15 protein-coding genes are annotated in these 15483 nt (G+C 63.0%); 3 read left to right on the top strand and 12 right to left on the bottom strand.

Translation table 11 applies throughout. The annotated features are described in order from the left end of the window. Nucleotides 1–8: 8 nt before the first annotated feature. The 3 genes from AC1RCO_RS17780 to AC1RCO_RS17790 all read right to left on the bottom strand — a co-directional run bounded on the left by AC1RCO_RS17780 (nucleotide 9) and on the right by AC1RCO_RS17790 (nucleotide 2815). Nucleotides 9–215: a DUF1656 domain-containing protein gene (locus AC1RCO_RS17780; RefSeq protein ID WP_011062857.1), complete on the bottom strand. Its 207-nt coding sequence runs from the start codon at nucleotides 213–215 to the stop codon at nucleotides 9–11. Next, nucleotides 202–2190, bottom strand: coding sequence for an FUSC family protein (locus AC1RCO_RS17785; protein WP_065365380.1), 1989 nt, complete (start codon nucleotides 2188–2190; stop codon nucleotides 202–204). Before AC1RCO_RS17785 ends, AC1RCO_RS17780 begins: the two co-directional genes overlap by 14 nt. 157 nt (nucleotides 2191–2347) lie before the next feature. After that, entirely contained in the window at nucleotides 2348–2815 is a 468-nt protein-coding gene (locus tag AC1RCO_RS17790; RefSeq protein ID WP_011062859.1) for a ferritin-like domain-containing protein, read from the bottom strand. A gap of 232 nt (nucleotides 2816–3047) precedes the next feature. Between AC1RCO_RS17790 and AC1RCO_RS17795 the strand changes: the two genes are divergently transcribed. Then, a complete protein-coding gene (locus AC1RCO_RS17795; protein WP_015636734.1) occupies nucleotides 3048–3284 on the top strand; it encodes a DUF3820 family protein in 237 nt (78 codons plus the stop codon). A gap of 13 nt (nucleotides 3285–3297) precedes the next feature. Beyond that, on the top strand, nucleotides 3298–4488 hold the full coding sequence (locus tag AC1RCO_RS17800; RefSeq protein WP_492617906.1) for an aminotransferase class V-fold PLP-dependent enzyme: 1191 nt from the start codon (nucleotides 3298–3300) through the stop codon (nucleotides 4486–4488). Nucleotides 4489–4602: 114 nt separating this feature from the next. Here the strand turns inward: AC1RCO_RS17800 and AC1RCO_RS17805 are convergent, their stop codons facing one another. From AC1RCO_RS17805 to zwf, 3 genes are read right to left on the bottom strand one after another with little or no spacing between them, the layout of a single operon-like run. Beyond that, nucleotides 4603–5268 carry a bifunctional 4-hydroxy-2-oxoglutarate aldolase/2-dehydro-3-deoxy-phosphogluconate aldolase gene (locus tag AC1RCO_RS17805; protein WP_404673585.1) on the bottom strand — a complete coding sequence of 222 codons (666 nt, stop codon included), beginning with the start codon at nucleotides 5266–5268 and terminating at the stop codon, nucleotides 4603–4605. Nucleotides 5269–5285: 17 nt separating this feature from the next. Beyond that, entirely contained in the window at nucleotides 5286–5999 is a 714-nt protein-coding gene (gene pgl / locus AC1RCO_RS17810; protein ID WP_019094569.1) for a 6-phosphogluconolactonase, read from the bottom strand. Further along, the gene (gene zwf / locus AC1RCO_RS17815) at nucleotides 5986–7455 is read right to left on the bottom strand and encodes a glucose-6-phosphate dehydrogenase (protein WP_015636738.1); all 1470 of its coding nucleotides are present in this window, start codon (nucleotides 7453–7455) and stop codon (nucleotides 5986–5988) included. The genes pgl and zwf overlap by 14 nt, the downstream gene beginning before the upstream one ends. A 312-nt stretch (nucleotides 7456–7767) precedes the next feature. On the opposite strand from zwf, the gene AC1RCO_RS17820 reads away from it, so the two are divergent. Beyond that, the gene (locus AC1RCO_RS17820) at nucleotides 7768–8628 is read left to right on the top strand and encodes a MurR/RpiR family transcriptional regulator (protein WP_169892262.1); all 861 of its coding nucleotides are present in this window, start codon (nucleotides 7768–7770) and stop codon (nucleotides 8626–8628) included. Nucleotides 8629–8659: 31 nt separating this feature from the next. Here AC1RCO_RS17820 and AC1RCO_RS17825 read toward each other — a convergent pair whose 3' ends face one another. From AC1RCO_RS17825 to AC1RCO_RS17850, 6 genes are all read right to left on the bottom strand, one after another. Next, a complete protein-coding gene (locus tag AC1RCO_RS17825) occupies nucleotides 8660–9514 on the bottom strand; it encodes a D-hexose-6-phosphate mutarotase (RefSeq protein ID WP_015636740.1) in 855 nt (284 codons plus the stop codon). 129 nt (nucleotides 9515–9643) lie between these two features. After that, nucleotides 9644–10993 carry a carbohydrate porin gene (locus tag AC1RCO_RS17830; protein WP_047288671.1) on the bottom strand — a complete coding sequence of 450 codons (1350 nt, stop codon included), beginning with the start codon at nucleotides 10991–10993 and terminating at the stop codon, nucleotides 9644–9646. Between the two features lie 88 nt (nucleotides 10994–11081). Further along, entirely contained in the window at nucleotides 11082–12242 is a 1161-nt protein-coding gene (locus AC1RCO_RS17835) for an ABC transporter ATP-binding protein (RefSeq protein WP_220223166.1), read from the bottom strand. A gap of 3 nt (nucleotides 12243–12245) precedes the next feature. Continuing rightward, nucleotides 12246–13091: a carbohydrate ABC transporter permease gene (locus AC1RCO_RS17840; RefSeq protein WP_065365378.1), complete on the bottom strand. Its 846-nt coding sequence runs from the start codon at nucleotides 13089–13091 to the stop codon at nucleotides 12246–12248. After that, nucleotides 13084–13992 carry a carbohydrate ABC transporter permease gene (locus AC1RCO_RS17845; RefSeq protein ID WP_492617907.1) on the bottom strand — a complete coding sequence of 303 codons (909 nt, stop codon included), beginning with the start codon at nucleotides 13990–13992 and terminating at the stop codon, nucleotides 13084–13086. Before AC1RCO_RS17845 ends, AC1RCO_RS17840 begins: the two co-directional genes overlap by 8 nt. A gap of 120 nt (nucleotides 13993–14112) precedes the next feature. After that, nucleotides 14113–15405, bottom strand: coding sequence for an ABC transporter substrate-binding protein (locus tag AC1RCO_RS17850; RefSeq protein ID WP_053159862.1), 1293 nt, complete (start codon nucleotides 15403–15405; stop codon nucleotides 14113–14115). Nucleotides 15406–15483: the final 78 nt, after the last annotated feature.

Raw genomic sequence — 15483 nt, forward strand, 5'->3', positions numbered from 1 at the left:
TCAACTCCTTATAAGGGCCCCAGGACCAGCGTAATGACCGTCAAGACACAGACATACAGGGCACAATCGAACAGTGCTTCGTGCCAGATCCAGCGGCCCAGCCCGGTTACCCGCACCAGCATCCGCAGGGCACCGGTCAGCACCAGCGCCAGCACCACATAAATCAGGAACGGGCTGAGCAGCACCCCGCCCAGCGACCACTCACGCAGCCCCATGACTTTCCTCCTGCTGCCGGCACCAACTGCGCCAGCTGCTTTGCAATTGCACGACGGCGCCCTGCGCCAGTTTCAACGCATCACTGGGCGGCTGCTGCCCCAGCGCCTCCAGCAGGGCCACGCTGGCCTGCTCCAGGGCATCCTGACGACTGCCCGCCGGGCCTTGTTCCAGGGTGCGCTGCAGGTGCTCGAAATAAGCTCGCTGCGCGGCGCCGACCGGTACCTGGGCCACCGCCAGGCTCAGGCGCAGGTGCATCAGTTCGTCGCCGATATCCAGGCCCAGCAGGCCATCGTCCCAGCGGCTGCGGGCCGGCTCCGGCAGTTCCGGATAATGCCGCGCCAGTTGCAACAGGCGGTCGGCCATGCGCCCGCCAAACCAGCTTTCCGCACCCCGCAGGTTGCGCCGGGTCAGGCGCACCAGGTCGTGCAGGGTCGCAGCCAGCAGGCGCCGGCCGTGCCACGCCGGGTTGCGCAGGATCAGCAGATGGAAGGCCAGCACCGCAGCGCCCACCCCCAGCACCATGGCCTGGGCGTTATTGAAGAAACTGGCCACATCGAAACTCATGCGGTTCATCGGCGAGATCAGCACGATGAAGTGCAGGCAGAACGAAGTGGCCGTGGCGCCGATCTGCGGCTTGGCCATGCCCAGGGCGCCGAAGAACAGCGGCACGCCCATGGCCATCGCCAGCATCGGGAAACCGCTCCACTGAGGCAGCAGGATCTGCCCCACCACGAAGGCTGCCGGAACCGCCAGAAAGATCCCGCGCATGAAGCTCATGCCAATCTGCGCCCCGTTCTCGCGGCTGGCGAACAGGCTGCAGACCACACAGGTCAGCAGCATCGCCCCGGAGGCCGCGGGCCAGGCGGTGGCCAGCCAGAAGCTGGCCACCGTCAGAAAAGCCAGGGCGCTGCGGGCGCCGAATACCAGGGCCAGCGACAAGTCGCGGTGAGGTGTCAGCGTCGCCGGCTGCACCATTGCCCCACGCCCCTCCTGCACCGCTGAAAGGGCCTGGGTGGCAGCCAGGGCGGTGTCCAGCAACAAGCTGAAACGCGCCAGGCAGTAACTCTGCGCCGGGCTGATCGCCCCATCACGGGACGCCTCCAGCACCCGTGGCGACAAGGCTTGCAGGCTGGCACCCTCAGCGCTGTCCAGGGCCGCCAGGACCTGATCCATCCACGGCTGTAACCGCGCGGCTTCGACGCTATCCAACTGCTTCCACTGGCGCCGCACCGAACGGGAGATGCGCAGCAGCATCAACAGTTTCTGGCTCAGGCCACCGATCGCCCGGGCCCGCTGGCGGCCCAGCGGGCCTTCGAACCAGGCATGTTCGCGCTGGGCATCGACGGCGACGATGCGCCCGAGGATCTCCAGCAGGCCCTTGCGGGCCTGGGCATCCCCGGCCAGGGTGGCACGGGCCGCCTGCATCCCGCTGTGCCAGGCACTGCGGGCCTGATCGGCCAACTGTCGCTCGACGCGCAGCGGCCAGAGCAGCGCGCTGCTGGCGGTGGCGCAGATGATACCCAGGGAAATCTCCGTACAGCGGGCCACCGCCTGGTCGAAGATCCCCAGGGGATGGCTGATGGCCGGCAAGGCAATGATGGCCACGGTGTAGCCGGCCAGCACGAAGGAGTAGGACCAGGCACTGCGCAACAGGGTCGAACTGGCCGTGCACAACCCCAGCCACAGCGCCAGGGCCAGGAGGAACAGCCAGGGGGTCTGGGCGAACAGCCCCATGAACAGCACCGACATAAGGGTGCCCACCAAGGTCCCCAACAGCCGCGCCAGACCTTTTTGCAAGACCATGCCGGACAGCGGCTGAGCCACGATGAATGCGGTCATCAGGGCCCAGGCCGGTTGCTCCAGCCCCCAGCGCAATGCCAGCCACAGCGCTACCCCACCACCGAGCAGGGTCTTGATCGCGAACTGCAATGCAGGAAGGTTGGGAGCAAGCAGGGCTTGCAGGGTAATGGGCACGGCTGGCAACTCTTGGCAGGACAAACACAACGATAGTCGCGATAGGCATCAGCGAAGCTGGGCTAATTATTAGCTAGCTAACTAAATACCGTCCAGCATTAAATTACCGGCATAAAAAAACGCCAGACTGGCTGGCGTTTTTGACAGGTTTTGACCCTTACGAACGGGCGCGTGCCTGATTGCGCAGGGCCTTGACCTGGTCGTGATTGCGTTGCACGCCGTGGTACTGGCGCTCTACCACATCACGAATACCCACCAGGTTGTGCTTGTTGATCTTCTCCAGAGCCTCCTTGTAGGCCTTCAGTGCATGGTCTTCACCACGCTCGGCTTCGTTGAGCACCGCCTCCTCGTCCTTGCCGGTCACCAGGGACTTGAGGTCGACCCAGCGACGGTGCAGGTCGCCGCTAACACTGGTGGAGGTTTCCGGATCACCGCCCATGGAGCGCACTACCGACTGCAGTTCTGCCGCGGCCGTGGCGCAATCGGTGGAGCGCTTGATGAACAGCGCCTTGAGCTCGGGGTGCTTGATGTCTTCGGCACAGGTCTTGAACCCTTCCTGACCGTCCTTGCTGGTCTCGATCAGGCTGTTGAGTACCGAAATAGCTTCTTTATTCAAGTCAGTCATTTTCTGGTTCCTTGTGGGTTGCGAGAATTGGGTTAACTCGAGAGTTGAGTTAGTTGAGTTAACTGTTGCACCCGCCATGCCAGACTTGGATTATATTTTTATTCCTTATTATTCAATGACTTAGAAAATATACAAAAATCTGTATCCGAGTTATTTGCATGATCTGTCATTTGGCCTCCATGCAGAATGCCTGTATTTTCCAAGGCTCTTGAATGACACGACAGCCCCCGCCATGACCCCTGAAACTCTTGAACTGCTGGTCACCCGGGAAATGCCCTTCGGCAAATACAAGGGCCGAATCCTGGCCGACCTGCCCGGCCCCTACCTGAACTGGTTCGCCCGGGAAGGTTTTCCCAAGGGCGAACTCGGCGGCCTGCTGGCCCTGATGCAGGAAATCGACCACAACGGCCTTAGCGACCTGCTCGATCCCCTGCGGGCCAAACACGGCAAACCCAAACCCCGTCACTGAAAAAGAGCCCTCCATGCCAAGGACTGCAGCCACACTTGCCCACGACGAAGATCATTGGCAGGGCATCGCTTGCCAGTTCGACATCGAGCCGGGGCCGATCAACCTGGAAAACGGCTACTTCGGGCGCATGACCCGCAGCGTGGCCCAGGAGTACCAGCACAACATCCAGTGGGTGAACCGCAGCAACTCGCTGCTGGTGCGCCAGCGCTTCGAGCAGATCGACGCGCTGGACATCCGCCGCCAACTGGCGGCGCTGCTGCAGGCGCCGGAAAACGCCGTGGCCCTCACCCGCTGTGCCTCCGACGCCCTGCAATCGCTGATCCGCAACTACAACCGCCTGCAACCGGGCGACCAGGTGCTGCTCAGCGACCTGGAGTACGACACGGTCAAGAGCGCCATGCGCTGGCTGGCCCGCCAGCGCGGCGTCGAAGTGATAGAGATCGTCCACCGGCATCCTGCCAGTTTTGACAGCCTTGTAAGCACCTACAAAGACGCTTTCGAGCGCTACCCACGGCTCAAGCTGATGCCCCTGACCTATGTCACCCATCGCAGCGGGCTGGTGATGCCGGTCCGGGCGATTGCCGCCGCCGCTCGGGAACACGGAGTCGACATCATCCTCGACGGCGCCCACGCCCTGGGCCAGATCGACTTCGACCTTCGCGACCTGGGCATCGCCTTCGCCGGTTTCAACCTGCACAAGTGGATCGGCGCACCGCTGAGCCTGGGCTTTGTGTATATCCACCCCGAACGCCTGGAAGACATCGACCCGGACATGGACGAGTTCCATTTTCCCCGTGACGACGTGCGCGCCCGTACGCCCTACAGCACGCCAAACATTCCGGCGCTGATGACCCTGCCCCGGGTGTTCGAGGAACACCGGGCGATGGGTGGTGCAGCGGCCAAGGGCGCGCGCCTGAACTACCTGCGCCATAGCTGGAGCGAAGCGGTGCGCGAAATGGACGGGCTGGAAGTCATGACCCCGCAGGACCCGCGCCTGTGCTGCGCCATCAGCGCTGTGCGCTTCACCAGCCACCAGGACCAGCAAGCCCTGGCGGATCGCCTGCTACGGGACTACAACCTGTTTACCGTGGCCCGCAATGGCGCAGGGTTCGGCACCTGCATCCGCATCACTCCGGGGCTGACCACTCCCCTTGCGCATATGCAGCAGTTGATCGAAGCCCTCACCGACCTGGCCGGCCGGTAAGCCCTGCCCGCCTGTCGCGCGCCGGGCAGCGCTATTCTCCAGGCAAAAAAAAACGGTGCGCCGACCAAGCGCACCGTAAAGCCGTAGAACACACCAACGAATCGGGTAGAACCTTCAGTCCAGCAGGCCCAGGGCCTCGGCCGTGCACTCCTGGATCCGTGCCCAGTCGCCGTTCTTGATCCACTCGGGATCGAGCATCCAGCTACCGCCGACACACATCACATTCTTGAGCGCCATGTAGCTCTTGATATTGGCCGGGCCGACGCCGCCGGTAGGGCAGAACTTGACCTCGCCGAACGGCCCGCCCAGGGCCTTGATCGCCGCCACGCCACCACTGACTTCCGCCGGGAACAGCTTGAAGCGGCGATAGCCCAGGGCATAACCCTCCATGATCCCGGAGGCATTGCTGATCCCCGGCAGCAGGGGAATCGGGCTGGCCACGCTGGCTTGCAGCAGGTCGCGGGTGATGCCCGGGGTGACGATGAACTGCGAACCTGCCGCCTCCGCCGCCACCAGCATCTGCGGGTCGAGCACGGTGCCGGCACCGGTCACCAGCTCCGGGCGCTGTTCGCGCAGGATCTGGATCGCCTTGAGGCCGAACTGCGAACGCAGGGTCACTTCCAGGGCGGTCAGGCCGCCGGCCGCCAGGGCATCGGCCAGCGGCAGGACATCCTGCTCGCGGGCAATGGTGATCACCGGCAGGATCCGCGCCTTGGCGCAGAGGCTGTCGATCAGGGCAACTTTGTCCGCCATGGAAACGGTCGGGGCGAGGTTTGTCATAGCGGCTGATCCTTGGCTCATGGGCACCAGTAAATCTCTAACGGGGTTTGCAGGAAGGCGCGAATCGGCATTTCGGCGACAGCGTCACCAGCCAGTGCGGCGCTCAGGGTGGTCAGCTTGGACTGACCGGAAATCGACAACAGGCTGTTGCGGGCCGAAGCCAGCAATGCCCGGCTCATGCTCAGGCGCTGATGGGGCACGCTGGGCGCCAGCATCGGCCAGCAGCGACGAGTGCCATCGGCCTTGAGCGCTTCAGCCAGGTTCGGGCTGTTGGGGAACAGAGACGCGGTGTGGCCGTCATCCCCCATGCCCAGCACCAGCACATCGATGCCCGGCAGTTCGGCCAGCAGACTGTCCGCTTGCAGGGCAGCCTCTTCAAGATTGGCCGCCGCACTGTAGAGGCCGAGGAAGCGAGCCTTGGCCACCGGCCCCTGGAGCAGGTAGCGCTTGAGCAGGCCCGCATTGCTGTCGGCATGCTCCACAGGCACCCAGCGCTCGTCCGCCAGGGTGATCAGCACCTTGGACCAATCCAGCTCCTGCTTCACCAGAGCCTGGAAAAACGCCACCGGGCTACGGCCACCGGACACCACCAGGGTGGCGTTGCCGCGCGCGGCAATGGCCTCGCGCAGCAGCTCGGCGACCTTCAGCGCCTGGCCTTCAGCCAGCAGCGTGGGGCTGCGGAATTCGTGGGCGCGCACGCCCGCCGGCAGTTGCAAATCAGATATCGCCATACCAAGACCTCCCATCCCGCGTGATCAGTGCAATGGAGCTCATCGGCCCCCAGGACCCGGCCGCGTACGGCTTGGGCGCATCGCCGGATTTCTTCCACCCGGCAATCAACTGGTCACACCACTTCCACGCGGCTTCGATTTCATCTTTGCGCACAAACAGGTTCTGATTGCCGCGCATCACTTCCAGCAACAACCGCTCGTAGGCATCGGGGATCCGTGCACTGCGATAGGTATCGGAAAAATTCAGCTGCAACGGACCGCTGCGCAGTTGCATGCCCTTGTCCAGGCCCTGCTCCTTGGTCATCACCCGCAACGAGATACCTTCGTCCGGCTGCAGGCGGATGATCAGCTTGTTGCTGATCTGCAGGCGCTGCTCGGGGGCGAAGATGTAGTGCGAGGGTTCCTTGAAGTGGATGACGATCTGCGACAGCTTCTGTGGCATGCGCTTGCCGGTGCGCAGGTAGAACGGCACCCCGGCCCAGCGCCAGTTGCGGATATCGGCGCGCAGGGCGACGAAGGTCTCGGTGTCGCTCTGGGTGTTGGAGTTTTCTTCCTCCAGGTAGCCCGGCACCGACTGACCTTCGCTGTGGCCGGCGATGTACTGGCCGCGCACCACCTGGGTGGTCAGGCCTTCCGGGCTGATGGGCGCCAGGGCCTTGAGCACCTTGACCTTCTCGTCGCGGATGCTGTCGGCCGAAAGGTCGGCCGGCGGGTCCATCGCGATCAGGCAGAGCAGTTGCAGCAAGTGGTTCTGGATCATGTCCCGCAGTTGGCCGGCCTTGTCGAAATAGCCCCAGCGACCTTCGATGCCGACCTTCTCGGCCACGGTGATTTCCACGTGGGAGATGTAGTTCTGGTTCCACTGGGTTTCGAACAGGCTGTTGGCGAAACGCAGGGCAATCAGGTTCTGCACCGTTTCCTTGCCCAGGTAGTGGTCGATCCGGTAGATGCGGGTTTCCGGGAAGAACTGCGCCACCGCGTCGTTGACCTTGCGTGATGAATCCAGGTCCGAGCCGATGGGTTTTTCCAGGACCACACGGGTGTGCTGGTTGAGCCCGACCCGGGAGAGGTTTTCGCAGATCGCGCCATACACCGCCGCCGGCGTGGCGAAGTAGGCAATCAGGCGCTGCTCGCTGCCGACACGTTCGGCCAGGGCGACGTAGTCCTCGGCCTTGAGGAAGTCCACATGCAGGTAGCTCAGGCGGGCGAGAAAACGCTGCAGGACCTGGCTATCGATATCCTTGTCGCCGACATACTTGTGCAGCTCGGTTTCGATATTCGCCAGGTGTTCCTGCTCGCTGCCAGGCTCGCGGGCCAGGGCCAGGATGCGCGTGTCGTCATGCAGCAAACCGGCGGCATCGAGTTGGTACAGGGCAGGAAACAGCTTACGCAGCGCCAGATCGCCCAGCGCGCCAAACAAGGCAAAGGTGCAGGGTTCAACCGTTATCGAAGGCATGATGTTTGTTCTTTTATCAAGTTAAGCTACAAATACCTTTTTTCAAGGCATCACTCAAGGAAAAATGTAGTAATAAACACAACATTTTTACAAAATACAGATTCCAGGTGGTGGTCGATCCGGGCCATCAGTAGGATAGGCCACCTCTCAACTTCGCATTGCAGGCGCGCCAGCGACCCGGTGCGCAGCGCAATCGCAGCAAGCTCAAAAGGCCTGCACCGACAATCCGTCGGCGCGCCTTGCTCGATTGACCGCTTCCCGGCCCTGCCCGCAGCGCCTGTCTAGCCGATCTAGGAAACCTTAATGGACCGAGTGCGAAACCTTCTGGAGCAGATCCAGAACCGTCTTGAAGAACTGAACAAGGCGGAACGTAAAGTCGCCGAAGTCATCCTGCTCAACCCGCAGCAGGCGACTCGCTTCAGCATCGCCGCCCTGGCCCAGGCTGCCTCGGTCAGCGAACCGACGGTCAATCGCTTCTGCCGCTCCTTTGGCGTCAGCGGCTACCCGGAACTCAAGCTGCAACTGGCCCAGAGCCTGGCCAGCGGTGCGGCCTATGTCAGCCGTGCCGTGGAGGCCGACGACAACCCAGAAGCCTACACGCAAAAGATTTTCGGCAGCGCCATCGCCTCCCTGGACAGCGCCTGCCAGGCCCTGGACCCGAACCTGATCAGCAAGGCCGTGGACTTGTTGATCCAGGCCCGGCAGATCCACTTCTTCGGTCTCGGCGCCTCGGCCCCGGTGGCCCTGGACGCCCAGCACAAGTTCTTCCGCTTCAACCTCGCCGTCACCGCCCACGCCGATGTGCTGATGCAACGGATGATCGCGTCGGTGGCTCATACCGGCGAATTGTTCGTGATCATTTCCTACACCGGCCGCACCCGCGAACTGGTGGAAGTGGCGCGTATCGCACGGGAAAACGGCGCCTCGGTGCTGGGGCTGACCGCAGAAAACTCGCCACTGGCCAAGGCCAGCACCTTGAGCCTGAACATCCCGCTACCGGAAGACACCGACATCTACATGCCGATGACCTCACGGATCATCCAGCTCACCGTGCTCGACGTGCTGGCCACCGGCATGACCCTGCGCCGCGGCGTGGATTTCCAGCCACACCTGCGCAAGATCAAGGAAAGCCTCAACGCCAGCCGCTACCCGGTGGGCGACGAGTTCAACTGAAGCCGGGCCGGTTCGCCGGCCAGCCGGCTCCCTACCCCGCAGCGCGCGCCTGCAAGCTCAGGTGCGCTTGCTCCCCGGGCGCCAGGCGCAGGCTGTCGGTGCCGCCCACAGCCGCTTCGACACAGACGAACCGCGACACCTCATTCCAGCTCACCCCCAGCAGCGGCCGGGTGCCGGGGTGCCAGACCACGGTGTCGGCATGGTCACCGGTATCGATGCACAACTCGCGCTGCCAGGCGTGATCCTTGAGCTGCAACTCACCCTCGTGCTGGAACACCCGCTGGCAACCGCCCTCGACCCGCAACTCGCCCTGCTGCTGGCAGACCTGACGGCTCAACTGGTCATAACCCTGGGCGCCATCGAGCCCAGACAGCGCTATCTCGCCGACATCACCAATACGCCAGTAGGCGTGCAGAGCCTGGCTCAACTGGCAGGGTTCGGTGTCCTGGTGCTCGGTGCTCAGGCGCAGGTCCATGCTCTGGCCCAGGTGCGCATGCAGGTCGACCTTCCAGTCGCACAACTGCAATTGCCAGTGCAGGCGCACGCCCTCTTCATCACTGCTGCTGTCCAGCAGCTTCCAGTCCAGCAGCCGCGCCCAGCCATGGGAAGGCCAGGCATTTTCGCTGGGATGGCGCCCATACCAGGGCCAGCACACAGGCACTCCGCCACGGATCGCCCCCACCTGCGGCCACTTCGCCGCACACCACAGCCAGGGCTTTTGTCCGGCCGGCTGGAAGTGCAGCAACTGGGCACCCTGACGACTGAACACGGCCTGGCACAGCGGGTGATCGATCACCAGCACGTCACGCAATTGATAACGCTCCCAGGCAAACACCGGGCGCTCGCGCAAGGATCTGAAAAAGCGTTGTAGCGGATGCTCATGCATGGGCCGCAGTCCTGAAAATCAATGCTGTCTCGCTACTCATGAGGGGGGGCGCCGGCCCGACAAAAAAAAGCGGACGGCCCAGGCCATCCGCAAAATGCGCACAGAGAGAAGGAGCTTATCGCAACGGCCTTAGAACACCGACTGAATTTTCAGGCCGGCCACCAGCGCGTTGTCGACTTCATCCACACCACCCGGGTGGGTGATGTATTGCAGGTTGGGGCGCACGGTCAGCCAGTTGGTGACGTGGAAGCCATAGTTGATCTCGTAGTTGTATTCGGTGTCGCGCAGCGGCATGTACAGCGGGTTGTCGTAGTTGCTGATGCCGTTGTCCTCGTTGATCAGCTGGGCGTTCTTGCGCACATCGTCGTTGACGTGGATCCGAGCAAAACCGATGCCGACGTCATCTTTGGGACGCGCATCGAACGGCCCCTTGTACACGAACATCAGCGACTGGTAGTTGTCGACGACGTTGGTGTCCTTGTCGTGGAAGGTGGCGTTGGCAGCGATGTTCAGGCCCCGGGAAGCGTCACCGTTGTGGGTGGTGAGTTGCTGCTGCCCGACGAACCAGTAGCCGTGCTTGCTGTTGTGCACGCGATAGGCATCGCCGGTGTCCGCGGCATCCTGACCATTGACGTCCTTGCGCACATCATTGGCATCGGCCGTGCTCTTGTAGTAACCGACGCGGTACTCGCCCGGCAGGCTGTTGAGCTTGGGCGACCAGACCAGTTCCACGGGCAATACGGTGCCCTTGGTGCCGCTGCCGCTGAGCTTGAAGCCGTTGCCGTGCTCCAGTTGCGACGGGTTCTGGTTGTAGGCGCCGATTTGCGCATACAGCTCGGGGGTGATGTTGTACTTGATTCGCAGCGCCGCCTGGCTGACCGGCCAGTTGTACCAGATGCCGGTGGCCCAGTTACCCACCTGGGAGCCGCAGAACGCCAGGTTCTGGAAGTCGCAGGGGAAGGTGTTGAAGTCTTCGCCTTCGCCGAAGTAGCCGGCCTTGACGTCCAGCTTGCCGTCGAGGAACTGGTGCTGAACCCACAACTGGGTCAAGCGGACCATGTGCCCCCGGCCATAGACCTCCTGGGAGGAGCTCAAGGTGCCGGCACGCGGGTCGCCGATGCGGTCGTTGGAGATGTTCTGGCCGTTACGGTTGGTCAGCTGGATCTTGGCCTGGGTGTTGTCCCAGCCCAAAAGCTTCTGCAGGTCGAACGCCACGCCCAGGCCGAACTGGTCGCTGTAGCGCCCGGTCTTGTCGTCGTTGTAACCACCATGCAGGTTGGCGCCCATTTCACCGACGTAGTCGGCCTTGATGTCGATCCCCTGCTCGATCAGCTTGGTGCGCTCGCCGCCCCAGTCGCCGGTCATCCATTTCGAATCGGCGCTGAACGCCTCATCGGCCATGGCATTGCCGGACAGGACCAGGGCCGCCACCGCCGACAACTGGCAGAGCAATCGGGTGTTGCTGTGTTGCTTTTTCATCCCTACATCCTCGTCTTTATTGTTATTAACGATTTATCCAACGCGGTTTACAGCAGTGGCGACGGATGACAGGCCATCCGTCACGGATTCAGCGGCCCTTGAACTGCGCCACATTGCCGCCCCGGGCCTCTGTCACCGGTGTCCCGGCGGCGCCCAGGCGTTCACCGCTCTGGGCGTCGAACAACAGCACCCGGGCCGGATCGAACTGCAGTGTCAGGGTTTCCCCGGCCTCGGGGGCCTGGTCCGGTGCCAGGCGGCAGCAGACCTTGGTGCCATTGAGCGTGACGAACACCAGGGTGTCGGGGCCGGTGGGCTCGATCACCTGGACCTCGGCACGAATGGTCGGCAGGCCGTTGGCCTCGCCCGCGGCCAGGGCGATCTGTTCCGGGCGAATGCCGAGGATCACCTCACGGTCTTCCAGCCCGGCATCCTGGGGCCCCAGGGGCAGCTCGCAGCGAGCCTGGCCACTGTCCAGCAGGGCCAGCAGGCGGCCGTCCTTGCGCTGCAGGCGCAGGGGGATGAAGTTCATCGGTGGCGAACCGATGAAGCTGGCCACGAACAGGTTGGCCGGGTCGTTGTAGATCTGCTTCGGGGTGCCGAACTGCTGGATGATCCCGTCCTTCATCACCGCCACCTTGTCACCCAGGGTCATGGCTTCGATCTGGTCGTGGGTGACATAGACCGTGGTGGTTTTCAGACGCTGGTGCATCAGCTTCATTTCTGTGCGCATCTCCACCCGCAGCTTGGCGTCGAGGTTGGACAGCGGCTCGTCAAACAGATAGATCTTCGGCCGCCGGGCCAGGGCCCGGCCCATGGCCACCCGTTGCTGCTGGCCACCGGAGAGCTGGCCCGGCTTGCGGGTGAGCAGGTGCTCGATCTGCAGCAGCTTGGCCACCCGTGCCACTTCCGCGTCGATCTCGGCGGCGGGCATCTTGCGGATCTTCAGGCCGAAGGCGATGTTGTCGCGCACGCTCATGGTCGGGTACAGCGCGTAGGACTGGAACACCATGGCGATGTCACGATCCTTGGGGCTCATGCCACTGATGTCGGCGTCGTCCACCAGGATCGCCCCGCCACTGATGTTCTCAAGGCCCGCGATGCAGTTCATCAGGGTGGATTTGCCGCAGCCGGATGGGCCGACGAGGATCAGGAATTCACCGTCATCGATCTTCAGCTCGATGTTCTTCAGGGTGTCCGGCAGGCCGGCACCGTAGGTCTTGTTGACGTTGCGTAATTCGAGAGTTGCCATGCCTTACCCCTTGACCGCGCCGGACGTCAGCCCGCGCAGGAAATACTTGCCGGCGAAGATGTAGACCAGCAGTGTCGGCAGCCCGGCGATCATCGCCGCTGCCATATCAACGTTGTATTCCTTGGTCCCGGTGCTGGTGTTGACCAGGTTGTTCAGGGCCACGGTGATCGGTTGCGCGTCGCCACTGGCGAACACCACGCCGAAGAGGAAATCGTTCCAGATCTGGGTGAACTGCCAGATCAGGCAGACCATGATGATCGGCACCGACATCGGCAGCAGGATCTTGCCGAAGATGGTGAAGAACCCGGCACCGTCCAGGCGCGCAGCCTTGACCAGCGCATCCGGCACGCTCACGTAGTAGTTGCGAAAGAACAAAGTGGTGAAGGCCAGCCCGTAGACCACGTGCACCAGCACCAGGCCGGTGGTGGTGTTGGCCAGGCCGAACTTGCCCAGGGTGAACGAAGCCGGCAGCAGCACGGTCTGGAACGGCAGGAAGCAGCCGAACAGCAGCAGGCCGAAGAACAGTTGGGAGCCGCGAAAGCGCCACATCGACAGCACGTAGCCGTTCATTGCACCGATGAAGGTGGAGATCAGCACCGCCGGCACGGTGATCTTCACCGAGTTCCAGAAGTAGCCACCGACAGTGTCCCAGGCCTTGATCCAGCCGATGCCGTCCACCACCTGTGGCCAGCTCAAAAGGTTGCCGGTGCGGATATCCTCCGGGGTCTTGAAGCTGGTGAGCAGCATCACCACCAGCGGTATCAGGTACACCGCCGCCGCCAGCAGCAGGGTGGCGTAGATGGCGATCCGGCTGAAGTTCAGGGTCGGCTTGGCGAGGGAGTTAGTCATGGCGCTTGCCTCGCAGTTCGGAGTACAGGTAAGGCACCAGGATGGTCAGTACGGCCCCCAGCATCAGCATGGCGCTGGCCGAACCTATGCCCATCTGGCCGCGGCTGAAGGTGAAGGAATACATGAACATCGCCGGCAGGTCGGAGGAATAGCCCGGCCCGCCCGCGGTCATCGCCGCCACTAGGTCGAAGCTCTTGATGGCGATGTGGGCGAGGATCATGAAGGCACTGAAGAACACCGGCCGCAGGCTCGGCAGGACAATCTTCAGGTAGATGGTCGGCAGGCTCGCGCCGTCCACCTGGGCGGCGCGGATGATCGACTGGTCGACACCCCGCAGGCCGGCGAGGAACATCGCCATGACAAAGCCCGAGGCCTGCCACACCGCGGCGATCACCAGGCAGTACACCACCCGGTCCTGATCCACCAGCCAGTCCAGGCGAAAGCCTTCCCAGCCCCAGTCGCGAAGCATCTTGTCCAGGCCCAGGCCGGGGTTGAGCAACCACTTCCAGGCGGTACCGGTGACGATCATCGACAGCGCCATGGGGTACAGGTACACGGTGCGGATAAAGCCTTCCTTGCGGATGCGCTGGTCCAGCAGCACCGCGAGGAACACTCCCAGCACCAGGCTGATGGCGATGAACATGCCGCCGAAGACCGCGAGGTTCTTGCTCGCCACCCACCAGCGGTCGTTGTCCATCAAGCGCAGGTATTGCTGCAGGCCGACCCACTTGTAGCTCGGCATGAAGCTGGAATTGGTAAAGGACAGAATGAACGTCCAGATGATGTAGCCGTAGAAACCCACCAGCACGATCAACATGCTCGGTGCCAGCACCAGCTTGGGTAGCCAGCGCTGCAATGCATCTAACGGTGAGGCTTTGCTGAAAACCGCCACAGAGCTCATCGGAATAACCCAGTCAGGAGTGAATCCGGGCTGCACACCGTCGCTGCATGGGCCGGGGCACAGGCAGGGCGGCGACAGTCACGGGTGAGCCGCCGGCGTACCGGCGGCGGGGTTCAAGGATTACTGCGCGGCCTTGACCGCCGAAGCCAGCTGCGCACTGGCCTTGGCCGGGTCCGCATCCTTGTCGTTCATGAAGTTGGTCACCACGTCGAAGATCGCGCCCTGCACCGCCAGGGAAGTGGCCATGTTGTGCGCCATGCTCGGCTGCAGGCCGCCGGTCTTCTCGTCTGCCAGGAAGTCCTTGGCCGACGCCTGGGCGCAGGAGTCGAAGCCCTCGGCGCTCATGTCGTTGAGCATGTCGGTGCGCACCGGGATCGAACCCTTGTTGATGCTGAAGACTTTCTGGAAGTCCTTGCCCAGGGCGACCTTGGCCAGGTCCTGCTGGGCAGCGATATCGCCCTTGCGGTCGGCCTTGAGCTTGAACACCGCCAGGGAGTCGATGTTGTAGGTGAAGGCCTTGTCGGTACCCGGGAACGGTACGCACTGGTAGTCCTTGCCGGCGACCTTCTTGGCCGCGGTCCACTCGCTCTTGGCCCAGTCGCCCATCATCTGCATGCCGGCCTTGCCGCCGATCACGTCGGCTGCGGCAATGTTCCAGTCACGCCCGGCACGGTTGGGGTCCATGTAGCCGGTGATCTTCTTCAGCTCGGTGAAGGCCTTGGCCATTTCCGGGCCGGAGAGGGTTTTCTGGTCCAGGTCCACCAGGGCTTTCTTGTAGCCCTCCGGGCCCATGACCGAGAGCACCACGTCTTCGAACACGGTGCTGTCCTGCCACGGCTGGCCACCGTGGGCCAGGGCGATGAAGCCGGCGGCCTTGAGCTTGTCGCCGGCGGCATAGAATTCTTCGAGGGTGGTCGGGGCCTTGTCGATCCCGGCTTTCTTGAACACGGCAGGGTTGATCCACAGCCAGTTGACCCGGTGGATGTTCACCGGCACCGCCACGTAGTCACCTTCGTACTTGACGGTATTGGCCACCTTGGGCGACAGCAGGCCGTCCCAGTTCTCGGCCTTGGCCACGTCCTTGAGGGTTTCGGTACTGAGCAGGCCGGTGCTGCCCCATTCCTGGATGTCCGGGCCCTTGATCTGCGCCACACCCGGCGGGTTGCCGGCCACGGCGCGGCTTTTGAGCACGGTCATGGCAGTGGAACCGCCACCGCCGGCCACGGCGCCGTCCTTCCAGGTGAAACCGTCTTTTTCCACTTGGGCCTTGAGCACATCGACGGCGGCTTTTTCACCACCCGAAGTCCACCAGTGGACGACTTCCACGGAACCTTTGGAGTCGGCGGCGAGGGCACTCAGGGGAAACAGAGAGGCAAGGGAAATGACAGTGGCGAGGCGAGAAATCGCATTCATTTGAAGTACCTTTCTTGTTGTTATGCATGCAAGTCTGGTGCTTGCGCTGCAAACGAGTCTAAACAGCCTAGTCGATCA

The sequence above is a fragment of the Pseudomonas sp. GW823-FHT03E05 genome (assembly GCF_058796855.1).